This window comes from Paraburkholderia sediminicola, from assembly GCF_046027355.1.
Taxonomy (GTDB): Bacteria; Pseudomonadota; Gammaproteobacteria; order Burkholderiales; family Burkholderiaceae; genus Paraburkholderia; species Paraburkholderia sediminicola_B.
Genome location: NZ_JAQQEK010000052.1, coordinates 1 through 25231, shown reverse-complemented (window position 1 = coordinate 25231; position 25231 = coordinate 1). Strand labels below are relative to the sequence as shown.

Below are 25231 nucleotides of genomic sequence, written 5' to 3'. Positions count from 1 at the left end.
ATGGACAACGTTTCGCGGGAAGAACAGATTCGTGTGCGGGCCTATGAGCTCTGGGAAAAAGACGGTAGCCCCGAGGGACGCGCCGACGAATATTGGGAACAGGGCGAGGCCCAGATAGACGAAGAAGAAGATTCGGGCGAAAACGGAACTGAGCCAAAGAGTCGGCTGCCCAGGTGACGGAAAACGGACGCTGAAGAGAAGCCCCGCCGTCGACCGCCCAGCGGAGCCATAACTCTTGCAGGCTAACTGTTCGACGCCGCGATGCACGCGGCGCGTCCTTCCGTTCCCGCCGTGCGCCGCCCCCACGACGTGCCCGACGCTGTCCGGTTGCGTCACGCTACCGCATAACGCTGCAGGCCAGCCTTTGAGCTTGCAAATTACACAGGACGCTTCTGCAACAGCACCGCTGTCAGTAGGCCTTCTTCATGCCGCCACCCTCGGAAGCAGGTGCATCCATTCCACCCTTCTTCTGCGTCTTAGGCTTCATCTGCTTTTGCGACATGTCGCCCGACTTCCCCATCGTGTTTGCGCCGGACGCGCCAGACGGTGACTCCGTCGTTCCGCTTGCATTCGGCGCCCCCATTCCGGTGCCGCCCTGGCCTGCACCAGCGCCCCCACCACCACTTGTGCCCGCACCCTGCGCATAGGCGGTGCCAGACAAACTCAAAATGAATGCCGATAACAGTAAACCTTTCGTAGCAACTCGCATGATGGTCTCCCTCGTGCGCAAAGCGACCAGTTGCGACCCGGGTCGGTGCAACCCCCGCTGCGTTGAATCGCGCAATTCCCGTGCCGCTGTTGGCCCTCGCAAAGGTTCCTCGATTTCACCCTTCGCCGTTCGCCGTTCGCCGTCCCCAGGAGCTATTGCGAGTACCGCGACGGCCCGCGCACTGGCATGCGGATGCCGCTTCGCCGCACAGAAGGAGGTTCCGCATGCGAGGTGCGAACAACGGTCGTCGTGGCATGCGCGTTGCGCGTCCAAAGGCATCCACCTTTTCAGGAGTAGGCCATGACAACCCTTGACCCCCAAACGCAGTCCCAGACGGGTGGCAGAGGTGCGAACATGGTTGGCGGCGGAGTCGGCGATGGGCCGGAGCCCGATGTAATGGCCGCCTCAACCTTGGATGGAACCAAGGTGATGTCGTCTGATGGAGAACATGTGGGAAAACTATCAGACATCATGCTCGACGTGCGCAGCGGCCGCGTCGCATACGCTGTTCTCGCCGAGGGCGGATTTCTAGGCATGGGCAGCACGCTGCACGCCATTCCGTGGAGCGCATTGACACTGGACACTGACGAAAAGTGCTTTTTCGTCGACATAACGGCCGAGCAAATCAAAAGTGAGTCCGGTTTCGATAAGGACCACTGGCCGTCCATGGCGGATGCGCAATGGGGCGCCACGGTCCATCAGTACTACAACCGGGACCCGTACTGGTCTGCTACCCGCGCTGCCAGCAAAGGAGACGTTACTGACATTTAACAGTTCTGTCCCCGACAGGCGGCATACGAAGCGGCCGCCGCCTATCGGATAGCCGCACCGGCAGCACCCAGTACATTGGGTCGCTGACTCCTTCAAGGAGGAAACCATGACGAATCATCGAAAGACACAGACACGCGAGACGGGCCGCGATGATGATAAAGATGACCGACCAGGAGGCACGTCGAAGTCGTCTGGTCCGCCAGTGCCCGACAGCGCTGCTCCGGTCTTGCAGTCAGAGGACGATGACCCATTGGTCGACGAAGACGCGCCGGGATAAGATGCGCCGAAACGAGGTGTAGCGCCGAAACGGAACATTTCCAGCCAGGTACGCAACGAGTGGAGATAGCTTCGACGGTTGACCCATCTGACAGACGCGAGTTGCTGCTTCATCCAGGATTTGTCCATGCTGGGCCGCGTTGGCCAACCTGGTACAGCGCTGCTCGACGTCGAAAGGCAAGGTGTCGTGCCCGCTCACCGACGCGCTCATGAGCGGCGATGAGCTGCCCCAGTGAACGTGTTAGCGCGACGCGTGCCGGTAGCACACACCAGCTACACAACCGGGACAGGGCTAACCAGCGTGCCTTCTATGGCTTATTTGTCAAAGAGACTGTTCAATAGAAGAGGATGTTAAAGACATATGTAGCGAATGGCTTTGTGCGTTATATGCCTTCTGAAATTTAGCTGCCGCCTGCAGTTCGAGGACGATGGGTCACGAGCAATTTCGAGGTGCAACCGTTTGTGGAGCGAGCCCGCCCTTGCAAGCAAGCAGGTACGAACCCTCGTTGACTTTGCGCCGCCCCTCCCGTAATGTGAAATTCGCCGCTGTGAACAAGGTCGCTCTGGCGCCCGTCTGTCGAGCTAGCAGCATCCTGGCATCCCGACCTTCGAGCTTTCTCTATTTTTCCAGTCGCTCTGTCAGCCATGCAAAGCAGTCGCGCGCCTAGTCAAACGGATGAGCTTGCCCGCAGGCCGGTCCGCGCCGCAGATTACGCGGCCGAGAACCGAGCGCTTGTGGCGCTCGCCCGGACTCAGGCCGGCCCGCGCTCCGAATTTCTGCAAGCCATCGCGGACACGGCTCTGACACTGTGCCGTGCGGGTAGCGCAGGTATCAGTCTTGTCGAAGGACCGGATGACAATCGGGTCTTCAGGTGGCTCGCGGTCGCCGGGCTCTGCGCTGGCCTGCGCGGCCATACGACCGCATGGGACGAGTGCCCGTGCGCTGTGACCCTGGAGGCGGGGACACCGCAACTATTCGTCAACCCGCAGGCTCAGTTCCCTTGCCTTGCGTTTCCGGGAGTCGACGTACCGGAAGGCATAGTCGTTCCAATCAAGGCTGCGAATGCGGAGCTGGGGGCGATATGGGTGATGTCACACACGCAGGATTGCAGATTTGACCCCGAAGACGTCAGACTGCTCTCAAACCTCGCCGTTTTCGCCGGCTCGGCGTTGACCATCGTCAATGCGCGCGACAGCGGTGAAGAGAGCGACCGGCGGCACAACGAATTCATCGCGATGCTCAGCCACGAGTTGCGAAATCCAATGGCGCCAATCGATGGCGCTATAAGTGCAGCAAAACGACTTTGCGCCGAAAACGAAAGAGCCGTCGAAGTCCTGACTATTGCGCAACGCCAGATGAGGCATCTGCGAACTCTGGTCGATGACCTGCTCGACGCCGCCCGTCTGAAACATGGCAAGCTCGCTATCAAGCACAGCGACACGTCACTCAGCGACATTGTGTCTGATGCTGTGACAGCCATCAGACATCACATCGCATCCCGCAGGCACACACTCAAAATCACCGGGCTGGACGAGCCCATCCCCGTGCGTGCTGACCATGTCCGCTTGAGCCAGGTACTGGGTAACCTCCTTTCGAACGCAGCGAAATACACACCTGTCGGAGGCACCATCGAACTCAACGTCCGCGTCGAGCCAAACAACTCGCGCGACGAAGGACCGGGGCTGATTGTTATTGACGTCACTGACAACGGGATGGGCATCGATAGCGCGGTCCTGCCGCACGTCTTCGAGTTATTCGCGCAGTCTGCCCGCGGTCAGGCGCGTTCCGAAGGAGGCTTGGGAATCGGGCTCGCGGTGGCAAAGCGGATGGTCGAGCTTCACCAGGGAACAATCTCAATCAGGAGTGAAGGCTCAGGCAAAGGCACGGTTGTGACGCTCCGTTTGCCGATAGCCCGGACAACAGCGGATACAGGCGTCAGCGCCCCGAGCGCGACCGTCCCGGCGTCAGGGCCGGTGAGTTTACTGCTCGTTGACGACAATCAGGATGCGCTCAGGGCGCTGAGCGTTTTGCTCGAGCTTGAAGGTCACGAAGTAACAACGTCGGACAACGGGCGCGGTGCCATACGGCTGATGTCTGAAATGCACCCTCAGGTTGCAATCATCGATGTGGGCATGCCGGAAATGGACGGCTTCGAAGTTGCACGAACCGTTCGCCTGAATCGCGAATTCGACGGCGTCGTGCTCGTAGCGCTCACGGGCTATGCATCCGAATCCGACAAGTCGAGGGCACTGGCGGCCGGTTTCGATTTCCATCTGACCAAGCCACTTTCTCTCGACAAGCTGCAGTACATCCTGGCGAATCGTGCCGATGGCAAGTTGCGGGGCATTGTCTAAGGTCGGTGGGCTCTTGGTCACGAGTTCAGGGCTACGAAGAATCGGCCGAACTAGGGGGACGTCGGCCTGAACGGGCAGAAACGCACCCCACTACCTGCCGCATCTCCAGCCAAAGGAGGAGTTCACATGCAAGAGTTTGAGCGTATCAAGGTCCTGTTCGTTGCCGGATTTGGACCAATCGTCCGCGATAAAATCGCGGGCCGGAACTTGTACGGGGAGACGTTCAATATCTCATTCAAGGAGGAGTCGGGCGGTTATCTGCATACTGAGGCTCTGAAAGGGGTTCAGAGTTTTGCCTTATGGCCGCTCGAGCAGGCGGCGCAGTCCTGCTTTGGCAAAGATTCCTGGCCGGACGACACGCCCGTTCCCCAGGCATGGCTCGAATTTGATGTCGAGGATGTCGAAGGAGCAACTGCGGAATTGGAATCGCGAGGCTATCGAATTCTCATCAAGAACAAGAAGGAACCGTGGGGTCAAACGGTCACACGATTTCTTTCTCCGGAAGGATTGCTGGTTGGCCTAACAATTACTCCGTCGATGCGGCACCCGTGAGTGTAATGGGACCGGTGGTTTGCTAGCCGCTGGCCGCGCTTGCAGCTTTGGAGAGCCAGAGCAAGAACATCCGGGGGTGTCTCCGTTTCTAAGCTCCTGCGCAGTGCGCTACATTAATGACGACCGCCCGCTCTACGGCTTTGGCGAACGATGGTTGCGCGAAGTATTCAAGCGAACGAGTCGCCATGATGAACTGCTGGTGACGTTCGCCCTGCGTGGACCTCATTTGAATATTCGGCTCTCAACAACGAACGCTCAGTATAGTCGACACGTCACTTTCTTCGAAATACATGCGGTCAAGCGGGAGTGTTATCCCGAAAATTGAAGTTGGTCGCCGGCCTCTTGCGCCCCAGAATTCAACCCGTCCAAAGTGGTTCACAACGATTACCTCACTCGCGCCGCCCTCCAGATAGCTTGCTATCCGGCGGTCGATGTCCTGCACCCTGTCGCTATCGAGAAGCACTTCAACGCAGAGGTCGGGCGCAAACGGCACTGGGTCGTCGCGGTCGAAGCTTTCCCACTTATCACACGGCATCCACACGACGTCCGGGACCCTGATGCCAAATGACCGGGTCGAAATGGCCACCGACATTGCTGCGCCATGACCCATGTGTTCGGTCAGGTGACAGTAGACATCTGTGAGCATTATCTGGCGCCTGGCAGACGGGGAAGGATTCAGAACAGCCTCGCCGAGTTCGTCCAGTTCATACCGGTATCGCTCGACAAATTCTGTATTCGGACTGACGCGACACCAGGCGGCGAGCAGTTCGTCACGGTCCAGAAGAGCAGGCGTGGCCATAGTCATCTCGCGAGGAAGTCACTTAAGCGTAAACCCTCCCCGGACGATTTGACAATTATTTTATTATTGTGCGATGCACAAATCCAACCGTAGTAATCAGGCTCTCGGCATACGCTTTTCCGCATTGGCAGCATTGTTCGGTAGGCTTCACGCCGCATATTGCGGGCAACGGAGGTCCGATATTCACCTGATTTCTGAGATTTGTTGTGCAGTGCAGTGCAGTGACGGGAACTAGACCGTTATTCGCGCCTCTCATTTTGACGCTTTACGATTACAAAAAAAGCATTGAGCGCCACGGTGCAGCACGAACACCCCGCGCACGCTCGCAAAAGGGTCGTAATTTCAAACATTTGACCAGGCGTGCCGACCGCGGTAGGCAGTGCCAAATCTGGCGCACGAGCCTTGATGCATGCCTTCCAAGCAGAGACTTAAAAAAGCCGGTGGGCCGCCGGCTCCCTCCGGTGACAGGGGGCTTAAGAAAAGCTGTGAGCCAGCTTCGTACCGCATGTGCCGTATCGGCCGAAGATAGGAAACCCAACATGAAACTTGACGACGCCACTTTCCGGCAACTGCGCCGTCTCGCTCCTGTACTCGACGACTTGCTGAACGCGGGCGAGGTAGAGCATCCCGACCAGGCGGTACATCTTGCTGCATTGGCGCAACTTTGCTCACACGTGTTCGACGCGTATCAGCGTCAGCATCCTGATGAGACGGCGCAGGCGCGGCTCGACGCAATCGAGTCGCAATAGCACACGCCGTCCTGGTTGCAAGACCCGTAAATCGACACCGGAATCAGCAGGCGCGTGCTCCTTTGCACCTGAGCACGAGGCAGCGTGCGCGGCACGATAGACGACGGTCAAGCGACCTCGTATTGCCAGTCAGCTCGACAACCGTTCAACCGGAGTTGGCGGTCGGGCGAGGATTCGGGCCGGCGGAAGGCTTCACGACGCGCTCACCAAAACGCTCGTGCGCTTTGCGAGTCAGCGTGCTGCCAACCACCGACCGGGATAACGCAAACGGGGCGAATCATTGCTGTCGCTCACGCGAACTGCGGCGGTCGTTCCTCACGCGCATCGCGCAGTTCCTGCATGGCGGAGGGAAACCGCGCGGTTTCAAGCTTCGACGGTTGCGTAACTCCAGCGCAGTCAGAATGTGTTTCCGGCGCAGCTGACGCTGCCTGCCCTTCTCGTGCGGCGTCAGCTACGCACTCAAGTGCCATGGCCTCCGGCGACGCCGTGATTTCTTTCCGCTTGCACATGCGTCGGCTGCATGGGGCGCGCTACATACTCGGGTCGAAGTCATCGACGGTCAGCACGATACGCTCGCTAGGTCGTGCGCGGGCCTTTCGTTCCGCCAAAGCCACGATGCGCCTATGGCCTTCGGAAAATGCCTTGAGAACGCGCGCATCAGTTGCGCCAGGTCGCACCCAGAAATGCTGCTCGAGTGTCTCGCGCGTGACGACGCACGCGATGTCGCGACCACAGAGTGATAGCGCAAAAACGACACCGTCTGTTGAAACACTGGGTTTAAGTTCAAGGGCTTCCACGATAGGTGCTCGAAAGATTGCTTCCACGTGTCGCCTTATAGTACGGGCGAGACGGCAGAAATCTCAACAAAACCTGAACGGCGCTCGTCGCGGTTGCCCAATATCGAGAGTTGCGGTAGCGCAGGTGGGATGCAGACATCGCCCTGCCGGAAAACACAAACCGGCAAGTCGGGAACGCCGAAATCGCAACGCCATGTTCGATGGAAAACGTCGAACGCCCGAGAGGAACCAGGCAGGCCTAGTGCCGAGTACGGTCTGGCAAGGACTGCAGCAAAGCGGTGACGTGCATCTCTTCATGCAGTTCCGGCCAGTACAACTGCTGGTGGTCCAAAGAGATGGCAAAACACCCTCGCTCCGCTGTTGTGGCTGCCTGCAGGGCAGGAAACCAGCCCAACGGAAATTCAACGGCCTGGCCGTCGGACAGGTCGAGAAACAGGTGTCCGCTGTCGAAATGCACGCTTACCGCCCCGCTGTCCATGGCCGTCTCCTGAATGAGAAGCAACTTAAAGATAGGTCGCCGCGAGACGCCAAACAAGAAAGAATGCCGGAAAGCGGCGCCGCGACTAAAGTGATTCAGCTCTTCATTTTTCAAGACCGTGTCGCGGCCCAGCACCCATTGCGCTAACTTCCGCACGAACTGGTATTCATGTCCAGCCGTTGCTGAAAGTGCGAAGGCAATTGCCGCGCGGCAATAGCCCCCCTTCATCGCTGTCCCAACCAGGTCCTAGCAATCATGCCGGTGGTCTTAAAACAGGGTCGAATGACGACCCTGTTGATTCGTGTGTCTTCGCCCACGTGTGTTGGCCTTGCTTAACTGCAGCGGGCAAGCCGATAGACATGACCAAACCTGAATTTGACGAGCGCGAAAGTGCGCGGCCCGACTTGCTATGTTTCCTGGTGGCGATTGCAGCTGCATCCTACGCGCTGACCAACGAATGGCGAGTGGACCATATTGTTGAGTGCTGCCGTCGATGGCTCAAGAAAAATGGGCTGAAGATGGATTGGCTGGACAGGGTCCGCATCGGTCAACTCGCTCTGAAGATTGCCAGCAAGGACTTGCTGGAGGCAGGCGTCGCCGTCCGGATGTCCAGCGTTAACGCTCTCTTCACCAGCGAGATGGAACTCAACGGGTCAAGCACAATGGTCCAGAGGATGATGGCACTTTGCCACGACGCGCTCTGAACACGCTCGAGCTCAATGTCGCAGCAACTGCTTTCATGTCGCGGGCAACAGCGACTGCGCTTGCTCCGCTCTGAAATTTTTACATATCACGTCGCGAAAAGCGGCCGCAGTTGCCGGTACAGAGTTCGGTACGACGCTAGCCGTTCCAAAAGTATCGAATGCCGCTCATCGTGAGGAAAGAATTCCTGCGATAGCGACGGGGTACGGACAACCGCCGCGAAGTCGCCGCCAACCGCCAACCAGCCGATACGTGCGGCTCCGAGCGCAGCAATGCACTGCGCATCGGGCGGCCGGCGTATCGATACTCCAAACGCGTCAGCAATCAACTGCGTCCAGAACGTACTGCGCGCACCGCCACCGATAAGACTCAGCGAGGTTTCGCGGGTGCCATCCGCACGCAGGGCATCGAGGCCGGGGAAGTGCTCCGGCTCGTGTCGTGCAACCCATAATAACTTTGGCGCCGTAAGCCCTGGCATTGCGCAATTGCCTGCGATTTCATGCAGCCTTGGTGCGCGGGCCGTGAGTTCAGTGCATTCGCTGACGCTGCGCATATCGTTCCGAAATATCGCCGGGCGTAGCGGCCGGTCATTGGCATCAAGGAGAACGGCACCGTGCATTTGACCAGAGAGACCAATGGCCTGTATGCGTGCAAACGCGTCGGGATAGTTCTTACGCAGCGTCGCTAGCGCAATGCGCGTAGCTCGCCACCAATCCTCTGGGTCCTGTTCTGACCATCGGTGCCTCGGCCTCGATATTTCCAGCGGATAGCGAGCGGTCCCGACGACATGTCCATCGTCGGCCAGCAGAAGGACCTTCAATTCCGTCGTGCCGAGGTCAATGCCAAGAAACATTGCTTGAACTCAAGATACGTCTTGCCCATATCGCCTAGAGGTCGAAGTTGGTTGGCATAAGAATCACGTCGCGAATGGTCATGCCGCGTTGCCGCGTCAGCATGAACATGATGACCTCCGCTACCTCGCTGGCCTCAATCAGGCTCCCCGACTCTTTGGCTTCTTTCAGTTTCTCCTCCGGCCAGTCGGCGAGCAGTGCGCTGATGACCGGGCCGGGCGACACGGAGCCGATGCGTATTCCGTGTTTGAAAACCTGGCGCCTCACCGTCTGCACAAAGCAGTTAATCGCCCATTTGGACGACGCATAGACCGGCTCCCACGGCGTTGGGAAGTGAGCAGCCAGGGAACTGGTCACGATGATATCGCCGGTCCGCCGGGCTATCATGTGGGGCAAAACGTCGTGGACGTTTTTTATCACGACGTTGACGTTGAGATTCAGCATCCGGTCAATCGCTGCCGTATCCGCGTCCACCAGGTCGCCGCCGACATACGTGCCTGCGTTCGCATGCAGGATGTCGATTTGCCCCGCGATGTCCAGCACGCGCGGCACGAGCGTTGAACAAGCCGTCGAGTCGAGCAAATCCACGACCAGCGGAATCGCCGCATCGCCGTGTTTAGTGCGGATTGCCGCCATCGCGGCATCATCGCGGTCGACTAGCACCACGCGGGCACCGGCCGACAACAGCGCCTCGGTGCTGGCGAGCCCAATGCCTGACGCAGCGCCGGTTACAACAGCGACCTTGCCCTGCAGTTCTCCTTCCATTTTCCTGTTCCTCCTGATTGGCGGTCTTCGCAAACTTGCCGCAGTAGCAATCTACCGGACAGCTTGTTGCCCGCTCAGTTCGCACCGCCGGCGACGTCTACTTCTGGCCTCACCGGTAACCATCTTTGCGGTGTAACCGCGCACTAATCCCTGAATTCGCGATTTGTGTAGGTCAACTTTTTGCAGCACCAAAGTGGTCAATTGCTCTGGTGATGAGCAAATATTCGATTGCGATGGTAGCTCTTTCAAGGTGATTTAGGGGAGGACAAACCCTATAGCTTGCGAGCTAAAGGCCCCACTGAGGCGCCGAGATAGGCCATGCCGCGCGTCGGTTCCCCGGCACTTATCGAACGGCTTCCCACAGGGGAAGCTCAAGGGCTGCATGCGCACGAATTCCGTAGAATGCCGCATGCTGTATTCGTATCTTAACGAGACCCTGGCGGTCAGCTTAGAATTACCTCCACATCAACAACGGGGGGCGCAAAGCCGATTCCGTCGAAAGCTGGTTATTGCCGCGACCGTGATGGCGGGTGCGTCGGACAGGGTGGTTGCAAAGAGTGACTGAAACGAATAGCCAACAGGGAGAATCTGTGAAAACAGTTGGACTAGCCGTCTTGATGGCGACACTTGCGCCGGCAGCGTTTGCGGGTGGCTACAGGGAGGTTTGGAATCCGCCAGAGGCGCGTGCGACCGCTCCACACATGGTCACCGGTGCGCACAAACTTGCAGCTCATCCACACGTCGCCCCCCATACGATGAAAGTGCACGCGCGACGCGTCACGCCGTCTGCTCCTGAGCTCGTGGCGAAGCAAAGCAAAATGCGCAAGACCATGGCGACGGGCGAACCAGACATGTCGGAAATTCCGCGTCAAATAACGCCCCAGGGCAATGTACTTCGCGTGACGGGTCGCGGAGATTCTGCCGAGGTCGCTCGCTGATGGAATCGCAGTCCTATCATTGTTACAGCGTATGGGGGCACGCCATCCTTCAGCAGGAAGACATCCTGGAGCCGGAGCGCTATGCGGCAAGCGGGACCATCACTATGGGCGGAAAGTTGATAGAAGCGTCCGGCGTTCTTGGCCATTTTGATACTGAAGAGGAAGCTCAACATGCAGGGCTGGATTGGGCCCGCGCCTGGGTCGATGCGCACGGGTGAAATCGTTGCCTTGTTGGCGGCCGTGAATTCACCCGGCGACGGCGACGTCATCTCATCTCCTTGATACTCGTCAGGCTCCATTGCGAAGCAATGGAAACCGCTTTGTCCGCCTAAAAGGACTCCCATCCATTTGATGGCTTGAATGTCTGAAAGACTCTTCGATGATACGAATGAGTAAAGAAATATCTAGCGAATGATGTTTTAATTTTTTTCAGCAGCCGTTTTAGACCGATACGCTCGGTCGCATACGCTGCGCTGGAGCACTGCTGAGCACACGCTTATGTTGCATAGGGGTAGCACGAAATACAGCGGGCCACCCTGCGGGCGGCTACAGTCCCGCGACTGGGTCGTCCGTCATATGCGGGCCTAAGAGCTTTGCCATACAGTCCGCGCTCGTCCACTGGCACGGGATGCTGTTGCCCTCAGGTATGGATGGTGTCGGCCGTCTCACGCAACCGCATATCCCGCCGGGCAAGACGTTCGTCTACGAATTCCAGCTGGAAAAGCACGGTACGTTCACCCAAACCGTGCTCTGGAAAATGCCCGTCGGCAAGTCGCCCGCCGGTCTCTGGCTCACGCCGGGGGACAAATACCTGTTGATTGGCATGACCGGCGCGGACTACGTCGCGGTCATCGACTGGCGGGCGTGCAAAATCGTGAAGACCATCCATACCGACAAGGGTGCGCATAACTTCCGGTCGCTCGTCGACGGACAGCACATTCTAGTGTCGAACCGGGTCGGCAGCACTATCAGCATTCTCGACCAGAACACGCTGACCAATGTGGGCACCATCAACGGTTTGCTTGCTGGTCCCGATGACATGGAACTGACGCCCGACAAACGATACCTGTGGGTGACCTTCCGGTTCACCCGCTACGTCGGCGTCATCGATATGAAAACCCACAAGCTCGTTAACACCATCAAGGTCGGAAAATCGCCTCACGGCATCTACTTCTATAACCGCGCGCCGCTCATATAGGAGCTTCCACGCAGGAGGTTGCGATGCAGATTATCACTGCCCTCGGTCATGCTCTCTGGATGGCCTTCACGATGTTCTGGCAGATATTCTGGGGGCTAAGTCTGGGCTTCCTGTTTTCTGGCCGTGATTGAAGTCGTGGTCTCGAAGTCCGAGATGTCCAGACTTCTGCCTGACGCATCCCCCCGGTCGCTGACCGTCGCCAGTCTGCTCGGCGCCGCGTCCTCCTCCTGCTCCTACGCCGCCGTGGCGATGGCACGCTCCATCGTGCGCAAGGGCGGCGACTTCACGTCAGCGATGGCGTTCCAGTTCGCCGCGACGAATCTCGTGCTCGAACTTGGCGTACTGATGTGGGTGCTGATTTCGTGGCAGTTTGCCGCAGCCGAGTTTATCGGTGGTCCCATCATGATTGTTGTACTCGTGCTGCTCTTCAGGTTCTTTCTCAAGGACTCGCTGAAGAAGGAAGCTGTCGAGCAGGCAAATAAGGGAATCGCCGGCAGCATGGAAGGTCATGCGGCCATGTCGATGGGCGAACAGCACGGGAGCTGGAAGCAACGTCTCGCTTCGCGGGAGGGGTGGATAGCCATCAGCCACAGCTACGTGATGAACTGGTCGATGCTGTGGCGCGACATCGGTATCGGGCTACTCGTCGCGGGCGAACTCGGCGCATGGGTGCCCGACAGCTTCTGGCAGAAGTTTTTTCTCGTCAGCCATCCGACGGCCGCGATGATTTGGGGCGCGTTTGTCGGCCCACTGATTGCTGTTGCGTCGTTTACCTGTTCGGTCGGGAACGTGCCACTCGCCGCAGTGCTGTGGAACGGTGGCATCAGCTTCGGTGGGGTGGCCTCTTTCATCTTCGGCGACCTCATCATTCTTCCCATCCTCAACATCTACAGGAAGTACTACGGCGGCAGGATGACTGCGTTTCTGGCCGTTACCTTTTATGTCGCGATGGTCGCGGCCGCATTGGTAGTTGAGTCACTGTTCCAGCTGCTTGGATGGGTTCCCAAGGAACGGCATACGGCAGTCGTCGATGCAGCAATTACTTTCAACTACACCACCGTGCTCGACATCATCTTCGGCGCCGTCTTTCTCATTCTGATGGTCGTCTTTTTCAGGACCGGCGGCCCCGAGATGATGCGAATTATGGAAGGCGGGGAACATGACCATGGGCCGCGCGGAAGCCAAAGCTCTCATGACCATGCACACCATCAACACGGTGGCCACTCGAAATGACCGTTCTTATAAGGAGATTCAAGATGAAAAGCCTTCTCGCTCTGCGCGCCGCGTCCATTTGCGCGGGCCTCGTATTGACTGTTGCGGCATATCCCGCCAGCGCGCAACAAGGCGCATCCATGCCGGGAATGAACATGTCCAGTTCGGCCGATAGCGGTTCGAGCCCGTCAATATCAGCGTTCAAGGAAGCGGACGAAAAGATGATGAAGGAGATGAGCGCCCCTCCGTACAGCGGCGACACCGACAAGGATTTTGTGTCCCACATGACTCCCCACCATCAGGGCGCAATCGATATGGCGAAGGTGGAATTGAAATACGGCAAGGACCCCGACATGAAGCGACTGGCCAGGAACATCATCAAGGCACAAAATGAGGAAATCGCTTACATGAAGAAGTGGCAGGCGAAACACGCCGGCAAATGACGTAGTTATGTGCCGATGGCTGTTAACGCGCAGTCTGTGCAGCAGGTGACTGGCTGGAGTGGCGATGGACGACCGTGCTCGTCGCAAGGACAGACGTAAAACCCTGACGGAGCAAACGACGTCGGCGATACGGGAGCGACTCGAAGGTCGAGGCGCGCGGGTGTTCCTGCCATTTTTCGGCCCGGCGGTGGTCGTCTCAATCGCCTACATGGACCCGGGGAACTTCGCGACGAACATTCAGGCTGGCGCGAAGTACGGCTATACGCTCCTCTGGGTCGTGCTGTTGGCGAATCTGATAGCCATGCTGTTTCAGGCGCTTTCAGCGAAGCTGGGGATAGTTACCGGACGAAACCTCGCTGAGCTCTGCCGCGAACACTTCCCGAAGCCCCTCGTCCTTCTCATGTGGGGCGTGAGCGAGGTGGCCGCGATGGCCACGGATTTGGCCGAGTTTCTGGGCGGAGCAATCGGACTGTCCCTGCTGTTCCACATGCCGTTGTTTGTCAGCATGGCTGTCACCGCTCTCGTGACCTATGCGCTTCTGTTGTTTGAGCGTGCCGGTTTCCGTCCACTCGAACTTGCAATTGGGGGACTGGTCGGTGTGATTGGCTTGTCTTACCTTGCCGAACTATTCATCGTACCGGTCGCCTGGCCAGCAGTCTTCATGCATACGTTTTCACCGCATCTTCCGGATTCAGAAGCTCTCACGATTGCTGTCGGCATTATTGGCGCCACGGTCATGCCACATGCGTTGTTTCTCCATTCGGGGCTAACTCAAAGTCGCGTGCTCCCAAAGACAGAAGCTGAACGCACCACGCTGCTGGCATATTCGAACCTCGAGGTCGTCATCGCACTGACCACCGCCGGCCTTATCAATATGGCCATGGTCATCATGGCTTCCGGCGCATTCCACGCGGGTCATCCTGACGTCGCCGAAATCGAAACGGCATATCACACCCTGGTGCCTCTGTTGGGCATAGGGGCTGCGGGCATTTTTCTCTTGGCGCTAATTGCCTCTGGGATATCCAGTTCGGTCGTAGGCACGATGGCCGGCCAGATGATTATGCAGGGCTTCATTGGCTTTCGTATCCCGCTTTGGGTGCGAAGGGTCGTGACCATGGTGCCCAGTTTTGTCGTTGTTGGTTTCGGGGTGAACGCGACCAATGCGCTCGTCATCAGCCAGGTCGTGTTGAGTCTTGCCTTGCCGTTTCCGATGATGGCGCTGCTATGGCTCAGTTGTCGACAGGACATCATGGGCCTTCGCAAGAACCGCACGTTCACTACCATACTGGCCACGATAGCAGCCGCTATTGTCCTGTCTCTCAATGCGTTTTTGCTGCTGCAAACGTTCGGGGTAGCGCTTCCTGGGTAGTCGCGGCTTGAAAGGCGTCGGACTACATGGGGACTAGAATGGAAGCGAGCGTCAGGGGACCGGAGAACTGACTATGTCTTGCGATTGCAGCCACGCATCGGCGAACAGCGAAAAAGAACGGAAGACGCTTCGTATCGCGTTGGGGTTGAACGCCACCATGTTCGTAGTCGGCATGGCGGCCGGCCTTGGGCCCAATCCAGCGGTTTGATGGCCGACGCACTGGATATGCATCACTGATGCGACTGCATATGGACTTGAGCTCATGGCAGTGACACGGGGTATGCGATTCAAGCAGTACTCAGCCCGCTGGACCGGAGCAACGCTCATGCTCCTGAGCGCCGGTATCATCGCCGACGTCATTCGCCGTTGTTTGTTCGGAAGCGACCCGCTCGGCGCCGCGATGGTCGGGTTTTCCATTTTGTCGCTCTGCGTCAACGTCACGGTCCTACGGATGCTCGCACAGTACCGGGAAGGCGAAGTCCATATGCGAGGCAGCTGGATATATACGCGCGCTGACGTGGTGGCAAATTTCGGCGTTCTTGCGTCCGGCCTGGTGGTCTTGGCGACCGGATGGCGTTATGCCGATTTGGTCGTTGGTCTTGCCATCGGCATATACGTGGCGAAGGAGGCCGTTGAGATTTGGCAGCAATCGCGCAATTCCGGCGAAAGCGATGCCGCGTTTTCTGAACAATGACGGCGTTCGCTATTCATTCCGACCGCTACTCATTCGACACAAATGTCGAGAAACGAAAGCACGTGAGGTACTACCCGGACAGCCGAGCCGCTTCTTTGGAACGCCCCGCAGGTGCATCAACATGCCGTGACAGCCGTTGCAGACACTCCTTATTGCTGTTTGCCCTACGTCTGGCAAGACGGAAATAGAGCTTCTGCCTTCTCTGCAAGCGCTCTGGCTCAGCGACCCGCAGTAGTGTCCGGCGTCCGACTGAACAGAAGCAACGCGATGGTCAGGACGCAGAAACCTGCTCCCGCGTAGAACGTGGCGGCTGCACCTACGCGGTCCCACAAGGCACCGGCGATAACACTGGACACAAGCGTAACGATGCCGCTGAGGAGGTTGAAGAAACCGAACGCGGTGCCGCGCAGTTGCGCAGGCGCGGTGTGAGCAACCATCGTGGCCAGCAACCCCTGCGTCATCCCCATGTGCAGACCCCACAGCGCGACACCCACGAGCACGACGCTCCAGTGGGTGCCATGGGCGAGGACCAAATCCGAAGCAATCAACATGACGAGACCTGCGACCAGTAATCGGGTGTGGCTCATCGTGTCGGCGAATTTCCCGAACGGATAGGCCGACAGCGCATACACGACGTTCATGGCGACCATCACGAGCGGAACCAGCGCAATCGGCACGCCGCTTCCCATGGCCCGCAACACGAGAAATGCTTCACTGAATCGGGCCAGCGCAAATACTCCGCCGACTACGACCGCCCACCAGTAGCTTGTGCCGAGCTGCCTGATGCTGTCCCTGCGAATCGGATTGACCCGCTTTGCGCCCGGCTCCCGCGCCGGCTCTTCGATGCCAAAGGTCAGCAGGGCGACCGCGAGCAGGCCAGGAATGACAGCCAGCCAGAAAGCGAGCCGGAAATTATCGGCCCACACCAGCATGATGACAACGGCCAGCAGCGGCCCGAGGAACGCGCCGATGGTATCCAGCGACTGACGAAGCCCGAATGCAGCACCTCTTAGATGTGGTGGCGTGACATCAGCCACGAGCGCATCTCGCGGCGCACCCCGGATGCCTTTGCCCACCCGGTCCATGATGCGCGCGGTCACCACGATACCTATGGTCGGCGCCACAGCAAAAAGCGGTTTGCTTAGCGCGCCCAGTCCGTACCCGGCGACGGCAAGCCATTTGCGGTTTCCCAGATAGTCGCTGAGTGTTCCGGAGAACACCTTGACGATAGGCGCTATCGCCTCGGCAATGCCCTCGATGACACCAATCGTGGTCGCGCTGGCTCCAAGAGCGGCCATGAGGAACATGGGCAACAGGCTATGGATGATTTCGGATGAGATATCCATGAACAGGCTGACACAACCAAGCACCCACACGCTGCGAGGAATTTGCCGTAGAACACTGACTCGCTGTTCAGTCTGCATTGAATCCATACCCCCCAATGAGCGGGTGCAATTCTGTCGCGCCGGGGATTGAAGCCAGTCACCAGAATGAAGTTGTGGCGGCGCACCCCATCGATTCAGGTGTCCGGCGTTCGCGGTTGCTCGGCCGACAACGCTGGCGATTCGCGGTGCAGCTTGGCCTGTCGCCGCGCAGGTCGTTAGTCACTCGATGGCGCCGATGGTCGGTCATCTTCTTCCACGCGCGAGTTTTATCGAGCGCGCGAAAACACCCTACGCACAATTTGTGCCTTGCCATCGAAAGCACACACGTCAATGCACGGTGACTTGACTGCCATGGTCAGGCGGCCGCTTGTGAAGGTTGCACTTCAACGGTGACATGCGACAGCCCCTTGAAGCGCTCAAGCACTGCGTGATAGAAGCGCGAATCACGCTGGGGTTCACCTGTTGCCACTGACACCACGGCACTCATGTGACCAGGACCCACCCGCCATACATGCAGGTCGACGACCTTGTCGCCACGGTCCTCGATAGCATGGCGGACGTTCTCTGCCATGCGCCGGTCCGGATTCATGTCGAGCAGAATTGCACCGGTGTCCCGCATCAAGCCGTACGACCAGTTGGCAATCACGAGCGCACCAATGACGCCCGCCAGGGGGTCCATCCACAGCCAGCCGAACGCGCGCGCCAGCACCAGGCCGATGATAGCCAGCACGGAGACCGCCGCATCAGCCATCACGTGAATGTAGGCCGACCGGATGTTGTGGTCCCGGGTCGCTGCCTCATGCGTGTCGTGGCCGTGCTCATGCTCTTCGAACTCGACCTCGTGTTCGCCGTCCGGCATCCGCACGATGGCCTTGAAAGCGTGCGGCTCAGGAATATCTTCCTTCGATTCCAGATAGCCGCCACGGTCCGCCAGCACGAATACCTGCTGCGTCCCATCGGGTCGTACCGTCGTAACGGACACCGCCGCGGCGTCCAGTCGCGAACCCTCCGTCGCCGGTGTAATCCGGAAAACGGGCGGCACGCCATCTTCGAAGATAGAAACTGCAAACACACCGGACGGCGCAAAAATCTTCTGCACCTCGTCTTCATGAGCATGGTCGTCGTGACCACGACCATGACCATGACCATGACCATGACCGTGGCTGTGTCCGTGATGGTCTCCGCTCAGCAGCCAAACGCTCGCCAGGTTGACCAGCAGGCCGACCACGGCGATGGGAATCGCTTCACCAAAATGAATCGGTACGGGGGACATAAACCGCGACACCGCCTCGTAGCCAATGAGCACCGCAATCATCGCGAGCACGATGGCGCTCGTGAATCCCGCCAGGTCGCCAAGCTTGCCGGTACCGAATACGAAGCGGGAGTCGGTCGCGTGCTTGCGAGCATAGGTGTACGCGAGGGCCGCAATCAGCATTGCTCCAGCGTGCGTCGACATGTGCAGACCGTCAGCAACGAGCGCAAGTGACCCAAACATGCTGCCGCCGACGATTTCAATCAACATCATCGCGCTGCATAGCGCAATCACGGCCCATGTCTTTCGCTCGTTCTTTTCATGACCGGCACCCAGAAAGATGTGGTCATGTCCTGCGCCGAACGCGGCGTTCTTGAAATCACTCATTTTCTGACTCTGCTTACTTGAAATAGCTGTGAACAACTTCGATGAGCTGTTCAGTTGCGCTGTCACCTGGCTCCTCGCCGCTTTCCGCGTCGACAAGGTGGTTCCTGATATGGTCTTCGAGCACAACGGCAAGCAGGCCGTTCATCGCGCCTCGACAACTTGTAATTCGCTGCAGAATGTCTGAACAGCCGTGCTCTTCCTCGAGCGCCCGCTCAATGGCGTCGACTTGCCCCTTAATACGGCGAATCCTGTTGAGAAGCTTCTGTTTTTCCTGAACGGTGTGGCTCATCGCACTCCCCTTTATACCCTAGGGGAGTATATACTCGCGTTGAGTTTTGTATAGGGGGTCGGGGTATTTATCCGGACAATCCGGGCGTCCGCCTCTGTCTGCGAAGCGCCCTGAATATTTTTCAAACCAAGCTGTTGTTCGAAGCTCTTAATTTCATGCACGCACGTCACAACGCCGCCTTCACCGCACTCCTTGCGGCCGCGCTTTTCGGTGCGACCACTCCGCTTGCCAAAACTCTGCTCGGCTCCCTGTCCCCTTTCATGGTCGCCGGACTGTTCTACCTCGGCGGCGGATTTGGACTTACCATCGGAATTCTCGTCCAGCGGATTCGTCGTACCACGGGCGAACGGCAAAACGAAAGCCGTTTCAGGTCGCTGAAGTGCCTTGGCTGCTTGGCGCAATCGCGGCGGGCGGCGTCGCTGGACCGGCGTTGTTGATGCTCGGCCTGAATACGACCCCGGCCGCAACCAGCTCGCTGCTACTGAACCTCGAAGGTGTGTTCACCGCGGTGATTGCCTGGGTGGTTTTTCGTGAGAACGTCGACCTGCAGATATTTATCGGCATGGTCGCGATAGTGGCAGGCGGCGTAGCGCTGTCTTGGCAACCAGGCGCCGCCGGCGTGTCGCCAGGGGCGCTACTGGTGGCCGGGGCCTGTGCAGCGTGGGCCGTCGACAACAACCTGACACGGAAGGTATCGACGAACGACGCGATGGTCATCGCCTGCCTGAAAGGGCTGGTTGCCGGTACCGTCAACCTGGGCATTGCGTTGCTGCTGGGTGCGCATCTGCCAAGCCTCGGCAAGATGGCGGCGGCCATGTTGACCGGCTTCGCTGGCTACGGTGTCAGTCTGGTTCTCTTTGTCGTTGCACTTCGTAACCTCGGTACCGCCCGAACCGGAGCGTATTTTTCAGTAGCGCCGATATTCGGGGTCGCGCTATCGCTCATTCTGTGGCCAGAACTGTCATCGCTGCTGTTCTGGGTAGCGGCTGCACTCATGGCTCTGGGAATCTGGCTTCATATCCGTGAGCGGCATGAACATCCCCATACTCATGAAGTTCTGGACCACAACCATCGACACACGCACGACGAGCACCATCAACACGCTCACGACTTTGAGTGGGATAGTGATGAGCCACACACGCATCCGCAACAGCACGTGCCCATTACTCGCACGCACGCGCACTTCCCCGACATTCATCACCGGCATACGCATTGACGCTTCAGCGACAAATTTGCGTTCAGACTGCACCAATGGTCGTGCTGGGCTTCATCAGGTCCCGTATCATGGAACTGCATACGGTACGGAACCGGGGAAGCAAAATGGACAGCAAAGAGCATTGGGAAGGAATCTATCGCTCCAAGGCATCTGACGCGGTTAGCTGGTATCGCCCGCATCTTGAGACTTCGCTGCAGCTGATTTGTGAAGGCGCGCCGGACCAGAGCGCTACCATTATTGATGTGGGTGGGGGTGAATCGACGCTCGCAGATGATTTACTTGTACGCGGATATCGAAACCTGACGGTGCTCGATATGTCCGCCGTCGCTCTCGATGCAACGAAACAGCGTTTAGGTTCTATCGCCGAAAGGGTCACGTGGGTCGAATCCGATATTACGTTGGTCGACCTACCCGAGCATCGATACGACGTGTGGCATGACCGCGCCGTCTTCCACTTCCTGACGGAGCCATCGCAACGAGACGCCTACATTCACCTGATGACGAAAGCACTCAAGCAGGATGGCCACGTTGTGATTGCCACATTCGGGCCCATGGGACCAGTCAGGTGCAGCGGGCTGGACGTGAGGCGATATGACACTCGGCAGCTGTCCGACGAATTCGGTGCCGGGTTCGAATTGGTAACAAGCACACTCGAAGACCACCACGCGCCGGCTGGCCCCGTCCAGCAGTTTCTTTACTGCTGCTTCCGGAAGCTGTGATTGCCGGGTCAACCCGCCTCGGCGTTGCGCGCCTACTGCGTGAGCTTGCTCAGGCGCAGCAAGAGCCAGACTGCTGCATCGAAGGGCACCTGTTGGTGCCATATGAGCAGTACACGCAACAATCCCCGGGTTTCGGTTCGAGCACTGTCTTGCAATGTTCGCATTCGTAAAACCACACGCAGACGTCGGTGTGCATCGTCTCGTCTTTGCTATGCCCGCACACTGAGCACGTGATGGTGGAGTTCAAGACGACTGCGGTCATCACTGCACCGTCGCAAACATGACGAACGTCGTCCCTCTTTCCTTGGTCTCAGCTGCCTGAAGCATCGCGTCCAAGCTGGTCTCGGGGTACATGGCGAACATCGGTACCGCTAACCACGTAGACAACCGATTCGGCGATGTTGGTCGCGTGGTCGCCAATACGCTCAATGGCCTTCGCAATGAACAGGTAGTCCAATCCAACCGAGATTGTTCGAGGGTCTTCCATCATGTACGTGACAAGCTTGCGCATGAAGGCCCGGAACTCGTTGTCGATGGCTTCATCATCCTGGATAATCTGTGCTGCTGCAACGGTATCCATCCGCGCAAATGCATCCAGCGCTCTGCGAAGAATGTTTGAGGCCATTTGTCCTGAAAGCTTGATTTCAGCTATGTTGACGCTCCGCGCGTTGGCTTCCATAGCGATGCGGCGGGTCCGCTTCGCAATCTTCCGGGCCTCATCGCCCGCACGCTCGAGGTTGGTGACGCACTTTGAAGCGGCCATCAGGAGGCGCAGGTCACGAGCGGCCGGCTGTCGACGTGCGATGATGTTACCAACTTCCTCGTCGATTTCTATTTCCATCGCATTGAGCCGGCGTTCGCCCTCGAGGACCTGCTCAACAAGTGGCAAATCGAACGTGTTCATTGCCTCCATCGCGCGGGCAATCTGTGACTCCACAAGGCCGCCCATTTCGAGCAACCGGGTTGAGAGCAGCTTGAGGTCGACATCAAACTTGCTCGAAATATGCTTGTCCGACATGTTCGCTCCTCGGCCGACGCGGCCAGCGACATAATTCGCAGTTGCCTGAAGTATCGTATCGGGTTCGCAAAATCAGCTCGGTAGAACCAGACTCCACCGACCCGCCGATGCTCACGGATACCTGACCATCGAGCTCGACACGTACGATAGCGCTCGCAACCGTATATACCGAATTAGCGTATGCCTGCGTTTCGACATAGGCAACAATGCCTACGCGCCAGGCATGAAAAAGAAGGCCCGGAATCGCTTCCGGGCCCGAGAAGGGTGGTCATGGCATAGCTCCTTCGGCACAAAACATGACTGAGCCGAACTTCGCCAGCGGTGTTAACCACCTGCGTGGTCGAACAAACGAAACAGCCCGACATGCGGGTGTCCCGAACGTCAGAAACGGAATTCCGCTACCACCCTGTCTGCACGGAAATTAACAGCCTCTCCTTAAGGGCAGCTTATGCAGTGACGAGACGCTCCGAAGGGTTACGCCTTTCGGTATCGCTCAGAAAAAGGCGCGTCATATGTACCCCAAGTATTGAGCCTTGGCTATCCGGCAACTTGCCACTGTCCGGAACTGTGGAATCTAGGCGCATCGCATCGGTCACGAGCACGCCACCCTCGGCGCGGTCAATGAGTCAGGATACTTGCTCTTTTCGGTCGGAATTCTGCGTAACGGCGTGATGGCATCAATTTCCGCTTCATTTCTTTCCGCGGTCGTTAGCGTAGATGTCGTGCCCGTATTCAAAGTTACAGGTACAGGCCCATTGACAATGCACGTTGCCGTCCTTCCATCACGAAGGTATACCTTTTTGGAGTAGCTCATGGCAGGACTTGCGTTTGCATACGAGGTTGCAAACAATAGCGCCGTCGTTGAGAAGATGCACAGGCGACTGGCTTTCATTCGAACTCTCTCTTTTGAATGCTCGACGAACGTACGAGCCCTTCGGAACGGCACCGAAACATGAACCGACGGCTTCGGTATCGAAAGAGACAGTCTGCGGTGAAAGACCTTATCTTGATAGGCCATGAGCATCAAGGGTTGGCGCGTATTAGTACGCACGCAAGGAGCGTCGCCTATCCGACCGGCAACGCTCAGCCACTGCTGCCAACGGTGATGCATCAGTCGGGGTTGGGACCTTCCAGTTTGTTCTCCAGGACCGCTTCATCCTGGTCGTCGCCACCGACCTCCTGCGTCGCTTGTCCGTTGCGAGCATCGAAGGAATACCGCAATCCGTTGCCCCCTGCCTCCTTTTCCAGCTCCTCATCCACGATTTTTCCCGGATGCGCCTTGAGCGCGATAGACCGCGCCTCCGCAATGCCAACCCTGGCATCTTTCGCGAACTGTTGTCCGCTGAATGCCTGCGCGCCAACACTTGCAACGAGTACTCGCCAATTGTTCTCACAGCATGGAGCACACGCGACGCCACCTGCCCTTTCCGCTCGCGTGACGTTACGCCCGCCGAATGCTGCACGCATTCGGCTTAAGGGATACTTAACGGGTCAGGCAAAAGCCAGCTGTCACACAATGAACAAAGCGCGCAGAGGAAAATGTTTTGCTCTCCGCGATGAGCAGATGTCGTCTGGCGCTTGGAGATAGCGCTGACCTCGTTGGCGCTCGATGCGAGGTAGGCATTTTGCGACATGGGCTTTCGTATCGCCAGAACCTGTCAGCGCGAAGGCTGCGGTATTTGAGATTTTGCTGCTGCAGAAGCTCATGCGGCCGGAACAGGACGTCGCATGCGCTACCCATTCGATAGCATTCAGGACGTTAGCATCCAGCAACGCCCAATCCGCGTTAAGGATGAGTTAAGGATATCTGCCTATTGTGACTACAAGCACCAGATGAAACGTTGACGCCAACCACAAACAGGCTTCACGTCACAGATGATGTGTCTCGTTGCCGGCAATGACCGACGAACCGACAACGCACCCCGAAAGGTGATGTTTCCGTCACGCCAGGCTCGACAGAAAATTGCTCAATTGTCCGTACGGATACTGTCACGCCGGGGCCTTTAAAGAAGACCTTGGACGCAAGTTAATCGCACAATCGGCCGACGAGCTTTCCTGCCGGTCGCTGATAGTCACTATGGAGAAGCTTAAAATGAAAACGCTCATGTCTACCATAATCATCGCTGCAGCTATCGCAATGCCCGCAGCGTCCTTCGCCCAGCAAACGAACGGCCCATTGACACGCGCGCAAGTGCGCGACGGGCTCGTCACCGCTGAGCAGCAGGGTTTGGTTCATCAACCAAAATCGCAGTACCCGAAAGCGCTTCCCGCGTCGACAGGGACCACAACTGGTTTCGACGTCTCAGGATATGGCCCCGCTGTCGCGGGTTCGTCACAAACAGCCGCGGCGCCGGCGGCTCCAATAAGCATGGACCATTCGCTATTTTCTCATCACTAACAGCCGTCCGATTGCCGTGAGCGTTAGCAATGCGTCGTCATGACTTGGGACTGGTATCTGTGAAGCGTAGCCGGACCGGAGTGGCCCATCCGCGCTTTGCTGCCGACCGACCATCGTCGACGCACCGCAAGCGTCGCGAGCTATGTTTCGTATGCGCGCTGTTGGGAGGGTTTGGTTCGCATTGAGGCGCATGCAGGTGGACGTATGAGAACTATTGCTGAAACCAGGCTCCCCTAAACCCCAGTCCGCGTTGGGCCTATCTAAGTCCAGTTTAAGCAACGACTATAGGCCAGCGGCCATTCATCCCGATATCCCCTTTTCAGCCGCCAGGGTACAGGCGGCGTTTTTTTGATGCGCGCGGCCATGCCGTGTCCAGCTGGAGATGTTACAAAAGCAAGTGCGCTTGGACAAGCACGATAGCTCGCACTACGGGCTATGCCTGCTGTCGTCTCAATTTCGCGCGCTCCACCAACTCGAAGACTGCCATGCCAGCGAGCACCTAAGCCCATCTTCCGGGTCGCGCGACCATCATTTGCGCAAGCAACACAGCATTGGTCAACCAGATAGGCGCGATTTCGCCCGCCATGGTCTTCAACGCGCCACTCGACATGCACGTCAGCATTGTTACCACGAACGCCAGTAGCACAGAGCGAGCTTCGTTCCTTTGGCTCGTCCGCGACGGTTTTCCAGCGTTTCTCGCCCCAGGAGTAAGCGCATCAGAAAATTTCCCCATTCGTGTGCTCTCAATTAGTTTTTCTTCTATTTCGTGCGTCGGCCCCGACGCAATTTTTCCGGTCACAGGGGAATGTCGAGGGTTTCCGTGGAACGCTCGGGCTACACTTGATGCACCGCCGCTCCGATTTTAGCCGGGAAGAAGCCCCCGGGGTCTCCCGTCGTCAGTATGAAGGT

25 protein-coding genes and 5 pseudogenes are annotated in these 25231 nt (G+C 58.0%); 16 read left to right on the top strand and 14 right to left on the bottom strand.

Translation table 11 applies throughout. The features are described from left to right. Nucleotides 1–177, top strand: coding sequence for a DUF2934 domain-containing protein (locus PQR42_RS42555; protein WP_408495620.1), 177 nt, complete (start codon nt 1–3; stop codon nt 175–177). 232 nt (nt 178–409) lie between these two features. Here the strand turns inward: PQR42_RS42555 and PQR42_RS42550 are convergent, their stop codons facing one another. Further along, nucleotides 410–709 carry a hypothetical protein gene (locus tag PQR42_RS42550; RefSeq protein WP_408495618.1) on the bottom strand — a complete coding sequence of 100 codons (300 nt, stop codon included), beginning with the start codon at nt 707–709 and terminating at the stop codon, nt 410–412. Nucleotides 710–1009: 300 nt separating this feature from the next. Between PQR42_RS42550 and PQR42_RS42545 the strand changes: the two genes are divergently transcribed. The 3 genes from PQR42_RS42545 to PQR42_RS42535 all read left to right on the top strand — a co-directional run bounded on the left by PQR42_RS42545 (nt 1010) and on the right by PQR42_RS42535 (nt 4663). Continuing rightward, nucleotides 1010–1480: a PRC-barrel domain-containing protein gene (locus tag PQR42_RS42545; RefSeq protein WP_408450206.1), complete on the top strand. Its 471-nt coding sequence runs from the start codon at nt 1010–1012 to the stop codon at nt 1478–1480. A gap of 921 nt (nt 1481–2401) precedes the next feature. After that, on the top strand, nt 2402–4111 hold the full coding sequence (locus PQR42_RS42540; RefSeq protein WP_408495616.1) for a hybrid sensor histidine kinase/response regulator: 1710 nt from the start codon (nt 2402–2404) through the stop codon (nt 4109–4111). Nucleotides 4112–4237: 126 nt separating this feature from the next. Further along, nucleotides 4238–4663: a VOC family protein gene (locus PQR42_RS42535; protein WP_408450208.1), complete on the top strand. Its 426-nt coding sequence runs from the start codon at nt 4238–4240 to the stop codon at nt 4661–4663. A 241-nt stretch (nt 4664–4904) separates the two neighbouring features. Here PQR42_RS42535 and PQR42_RS42530 read toward each other — a convergent pair whose 3' ends face one another. Further along, a complete protein-coding gene (locus PQR42_RS42530; protein ID WP_408450209.1) occupies nt 4905–5462 on the bottom strand; it encodes a Uma2 family endonuclease in 558 nt (185 codons plus the stop codon). 539 nt (nt 5463–6001) lie between these two features. Here PQR42_RS42530 and PQR42_RS42525 point away from each other — a divergent pair. Next, entirely contained in the window at nt 6002–6211 is a 210-nt protein-coding gene (locus PQR42_RS42525) for a hypothetical protein (RefSeq protein WP_121113447.1), read from the top strand. A 530-nt stretch (nt 6212–6741) separates the two neighbouring features. On the opposite strand, the gene PQR42_RS42520 is transcribed toward PQR42_RS42525, so the two are convergent. Beyond that, nucleotides 6742–7008, bottom strand: a complete 267-nt coding sequence (locus tag PQR42_RS42520) for a DUF1488 family protein (RefSeq protein ID WP_408450210.1) — start codon at nt 7006–7008, stop codon at nt 6742–6744. Nucleotides 7009–7246: 238 nt separating this feature from the next. Beyond that, complete coding sequence (locus PQR42_RS42515) at nt 7247–7714, bottom strand: DUF2442 domain-containing protein (protein ID WP_408495614.1); 468 nt, start codon at nt 7712–7714, stop codon at nt 7247–7249. A gap of 131 nt (nt 7715–7845) precedes the next feature. Here PQR42_RS42515 and PQR42_RS42510 point away from each other — a divergent pair, with 131 nt between their 5' ends. Further along, a complete protein-coding gene (locus PQR42_RS42510; protein ID WP_408495612.1) occupies nt 7846–8190 on the top strand; it encodes a hypothetical protein in 345 nt (114 codons plus the stop codon). Nucleotides 8191–8276: 86 nt separating this feature from the next. Here the strand turns inward: PQR42_RS42510 and PQR42_RS42505 are convergent, their stop codons facing one another. The 3 genes and pseudogenes from PQR42_RS42505 to PQR42_RS42495 all read right to left on the bottom strand — a co-directional run bounded on the left by PQR42_RS42505 (nt 8277) and on the right by PQR42_RS42495 (nt 9804). Continuing rightward, entirely contained in the window at nt 8277–8591 is a 315-nt protein-coding gene (locus PQR42_RS42505) for an FGGY-family carbohydrate kinase (protein WP_408450524.1), read from the bottom strand. Between the two features lie 15 nt (nt 8592–8606). Further along, nucleotides 8607–9041 (bottom strand): annotated as a pseudogene (locus tag PQR42_RS42500) (FGGY family carbohydrate kinase); the annotation flags it as partial. Between the two features lie 34 nt (nt 9042–9075). Then, nucleotides 9076–9804, bottom strand: a complete 729-nt coding sequence (locus tag PQR42_RS42495; RefSeq protein WP_408450520.1) for an SDR family oxidoreductase — start codon at nt 9802–9804, stop codon at nt 9076–9078. Nucleotides 9805–10741: 937 nt separating this feature from the next. On the opposite strand from PQR42_RS42495, the gene PQR42_RS42490 reads away from it, so the two are divergent. The 7 genes and pseudogenes from PQR42_RS42490 to PQR42_RS42460 all read left to right on the top strand — a co-directional run bounded on the left by PQR42_RS42490 (nt 10742) and on the right by PQR42_RS42460 (nt 15658). Next, nucleotides 10742–10960: a DUF6566 family protein gene (locus PQR42_RS42490; RefSeq protein WP_408495610.1), complete on the top strand. Its 219-nt coding sequence runs from the start codon at nt 10742–10744 to the stop codon at nt 10958–10960. A gap of 245 nt (nt 10961–11205) precedes the next feature. Continuing rightward, nucleotides 11206–11466, top strand: a pseudogene (locus tag PQR42_RS42485) (multicopper oxidase domain-containing protein); the annotation flags it as partial. A gap of 12 nt (nt 11467–11478) precedes the next feature. Next, nucleotides 11479–11940 (top strand): annotated as a pseudogene (locus PQR42_RS42480) (YncE family protein); the annotation flags it as partial. Between the two features lie 153 nt (nt 11941–12093). Next, entirely contained in the window at nt 12094–13173 is a 1080-nt protein-coding gene (locus PQR42_RS42475) for a permease (protein ID WP_408495608.1), read from the top strand. Between the two features lie 23 nt (nt 13174–13196). After that, nucleotides 13197–13595, top strand: a complete 399-nt coding sequence (copM, locus tag PQR42_RS42470) for a CopM family metallochaperone (RefSeq protein WP_408495606.1) — start codon at nt 13197–13199, stop codon at nt 13593–13595. A 64-nt stretch (nt 13596–13659) separates the two neighbouring features. Continuing rightward, nucleotides 13660–14964 carry an Nramp family divalent metal transporter gene (locus PQR42_RS42465; protein WP_408450340.1) on the top strand — a complete coding sequence of 435 codons (1305 nt, stop codon included), beginning with the start codon at nt 13660–13662 and terminating at the stop codon, nt 14962–14964. Nucleotides 14965–15226: 262 nt separating this feature from the next. Then, on the top strand, nt 15227–15658 hold the full coding sequence (locus tag PQR42_RS42460) for a cation efflux transmembrane domain-containing protein (protein ID WP_408495604.1): 432 nt from the start codon (nt 15227–15229) through the stop codon (nt 15656–15658). A gap of 218 nt (nt 15659–15876) precedes the next feature. On the opposite strand, the gene PQR42_RS42455 is transcribed toward PQR42_RS42460, so the two are convergent. From PQR42_RS42455 to PQR42_RS42440, 4 genes and pseudogenes are all read right to left on the bottom strand, one after another. Continuing rightward, complete coding sequence (locus tag PQR42_RS42455; RefSeq protein WP_408495602.1) at nt 15877–17082, bottom strand: MFS transporter; 1206 nt, start codon at nt 17080–17082, stop codon at nt 15877–15879. 95 nt (nt 17083–17177) lie between these two features. Next, nucleotides 17178–17396: pseudogene (locus tag PQR42_RS42450) on the bottom strand (DUF1289 domain-containing protein). 2 nt (nt 17397–17398) lie between these two features. After that, nucleotides 17399–18682: a CDF family Co(II)/Ni(II) efflux transporter DmeF gene (gene dmeF, locus PQR42_RS42445; RefSeq protein WP_408495600.1), complete on the bottom strand. Its 1284-nt coding sequence runs from the start codon at nt 18680–18682 to the stop codon at nt 17399–17401. 13 nt (nt 18683–18695) lie between these two features. Next, nucleotides 18696–18971, bottom strand: coding sequence for a metal/formaldehyde-sensitive transcriptional repressor (locus tag PQR42_RS42440; RefSeq protein ID WP_408450343.1), 276 nt, complete (start codon nt 18969–18971; stop codon nt 18696–18698). Between the two features lie 155 nt (nt 18972–19126). Between PQR42_RS42440 and PQR42_RS42435 the strand changes: the two are divergent. Both PQR42_RS42435 and PQR42_RS42430 read left to right on the top strand, forming a co-directional pair. Then, nucleotides 19127–20187, top strand: a pseudogene (locus PQR42_RS42435) (DMT family transporter). Nucleotides 20188–20255: 68 nt separating this feature from the next. Further along, nucleotides 20256–20906 carry a class I SAM-dependent methyltransferase gene (locus PQR42_RS42430; RefSeq protein WP_408495598.1) on the top strand — a complete coding sequence of 217 codons (651 nt, stop codon included), beginning with the start codon at nt 20256–20258 and terminating at the stop codon, nt 20904–20906. Nucleotides 20907–20955: 49 nt separating this feature from the next. On the opposite strand, the gene PQR42_RS42425 is transcribed toward PQR42_RS42430, so the two are convergent. The 3 genes from PQR42_RS42425 to PQR42_RS42415 all read right to left on the bottom strand — a co-directional run bounded on the left by PQR42_RS42425 (nt 20956) and on the right by PQR42_RS42415 (nt 23391). Continuing rightward, the gene (locus tag PQR42_RS42425; RefSeq protein ID WP_408450566.1) at nt 20956–21168 is read right to left on the bottom strand and encodes a GDCCVxC domain-containing (seleno)protein; all 213 of its coding nucleotides are present in this window, start codon (nt 21166–21168) and stop codon (nt 20956–20958) included. Nucleotides 21169–21216: 48 nt separating this feature from the next. Beyond that, nucleotides 21217–21924: a phosphate signaling complex protein PhoU gene (phoU, locus tag PQR42_RS42420; RefSeq protein WP_408450564.1), complete on the bottom strand. Its 708-nt coding sequence runs from the start codon at nt 21922–21924 to the stop codon at nt 21217–21219. A gap of 1110 nt (nt 21925–23034) precedes the next feature. Then, nucleotides 23035–23391 carry a PepSY domain-containing protein gene (locus PQR42_RS42415; protein ID WP_408495596.1) on the bottom strand — a complete coding sequence of 119 codons (357 nt, stop codon included), beginning with the start codon at nt 23389–23391 and terminating at the stop codon, nt 23035–23037. Between the two features lie 625 nt (nt 23392–24016). Between PQR42_RS42415 and PQR42_RS42410 the strand changes: the two genes are divergently transcribed. After that, nucleotides 24017–24322, top strand: a complete 306-nt coding sequence (locus PQR42_RS42410; protein WP_408495594.1) for a DUF4148 domain-containing protein — start codon at nt 24017–24019, stop codon at nt 24320–24322. The last annotated feature ends 909 nt before the right edge of the window (nt 24323–25231 follow it).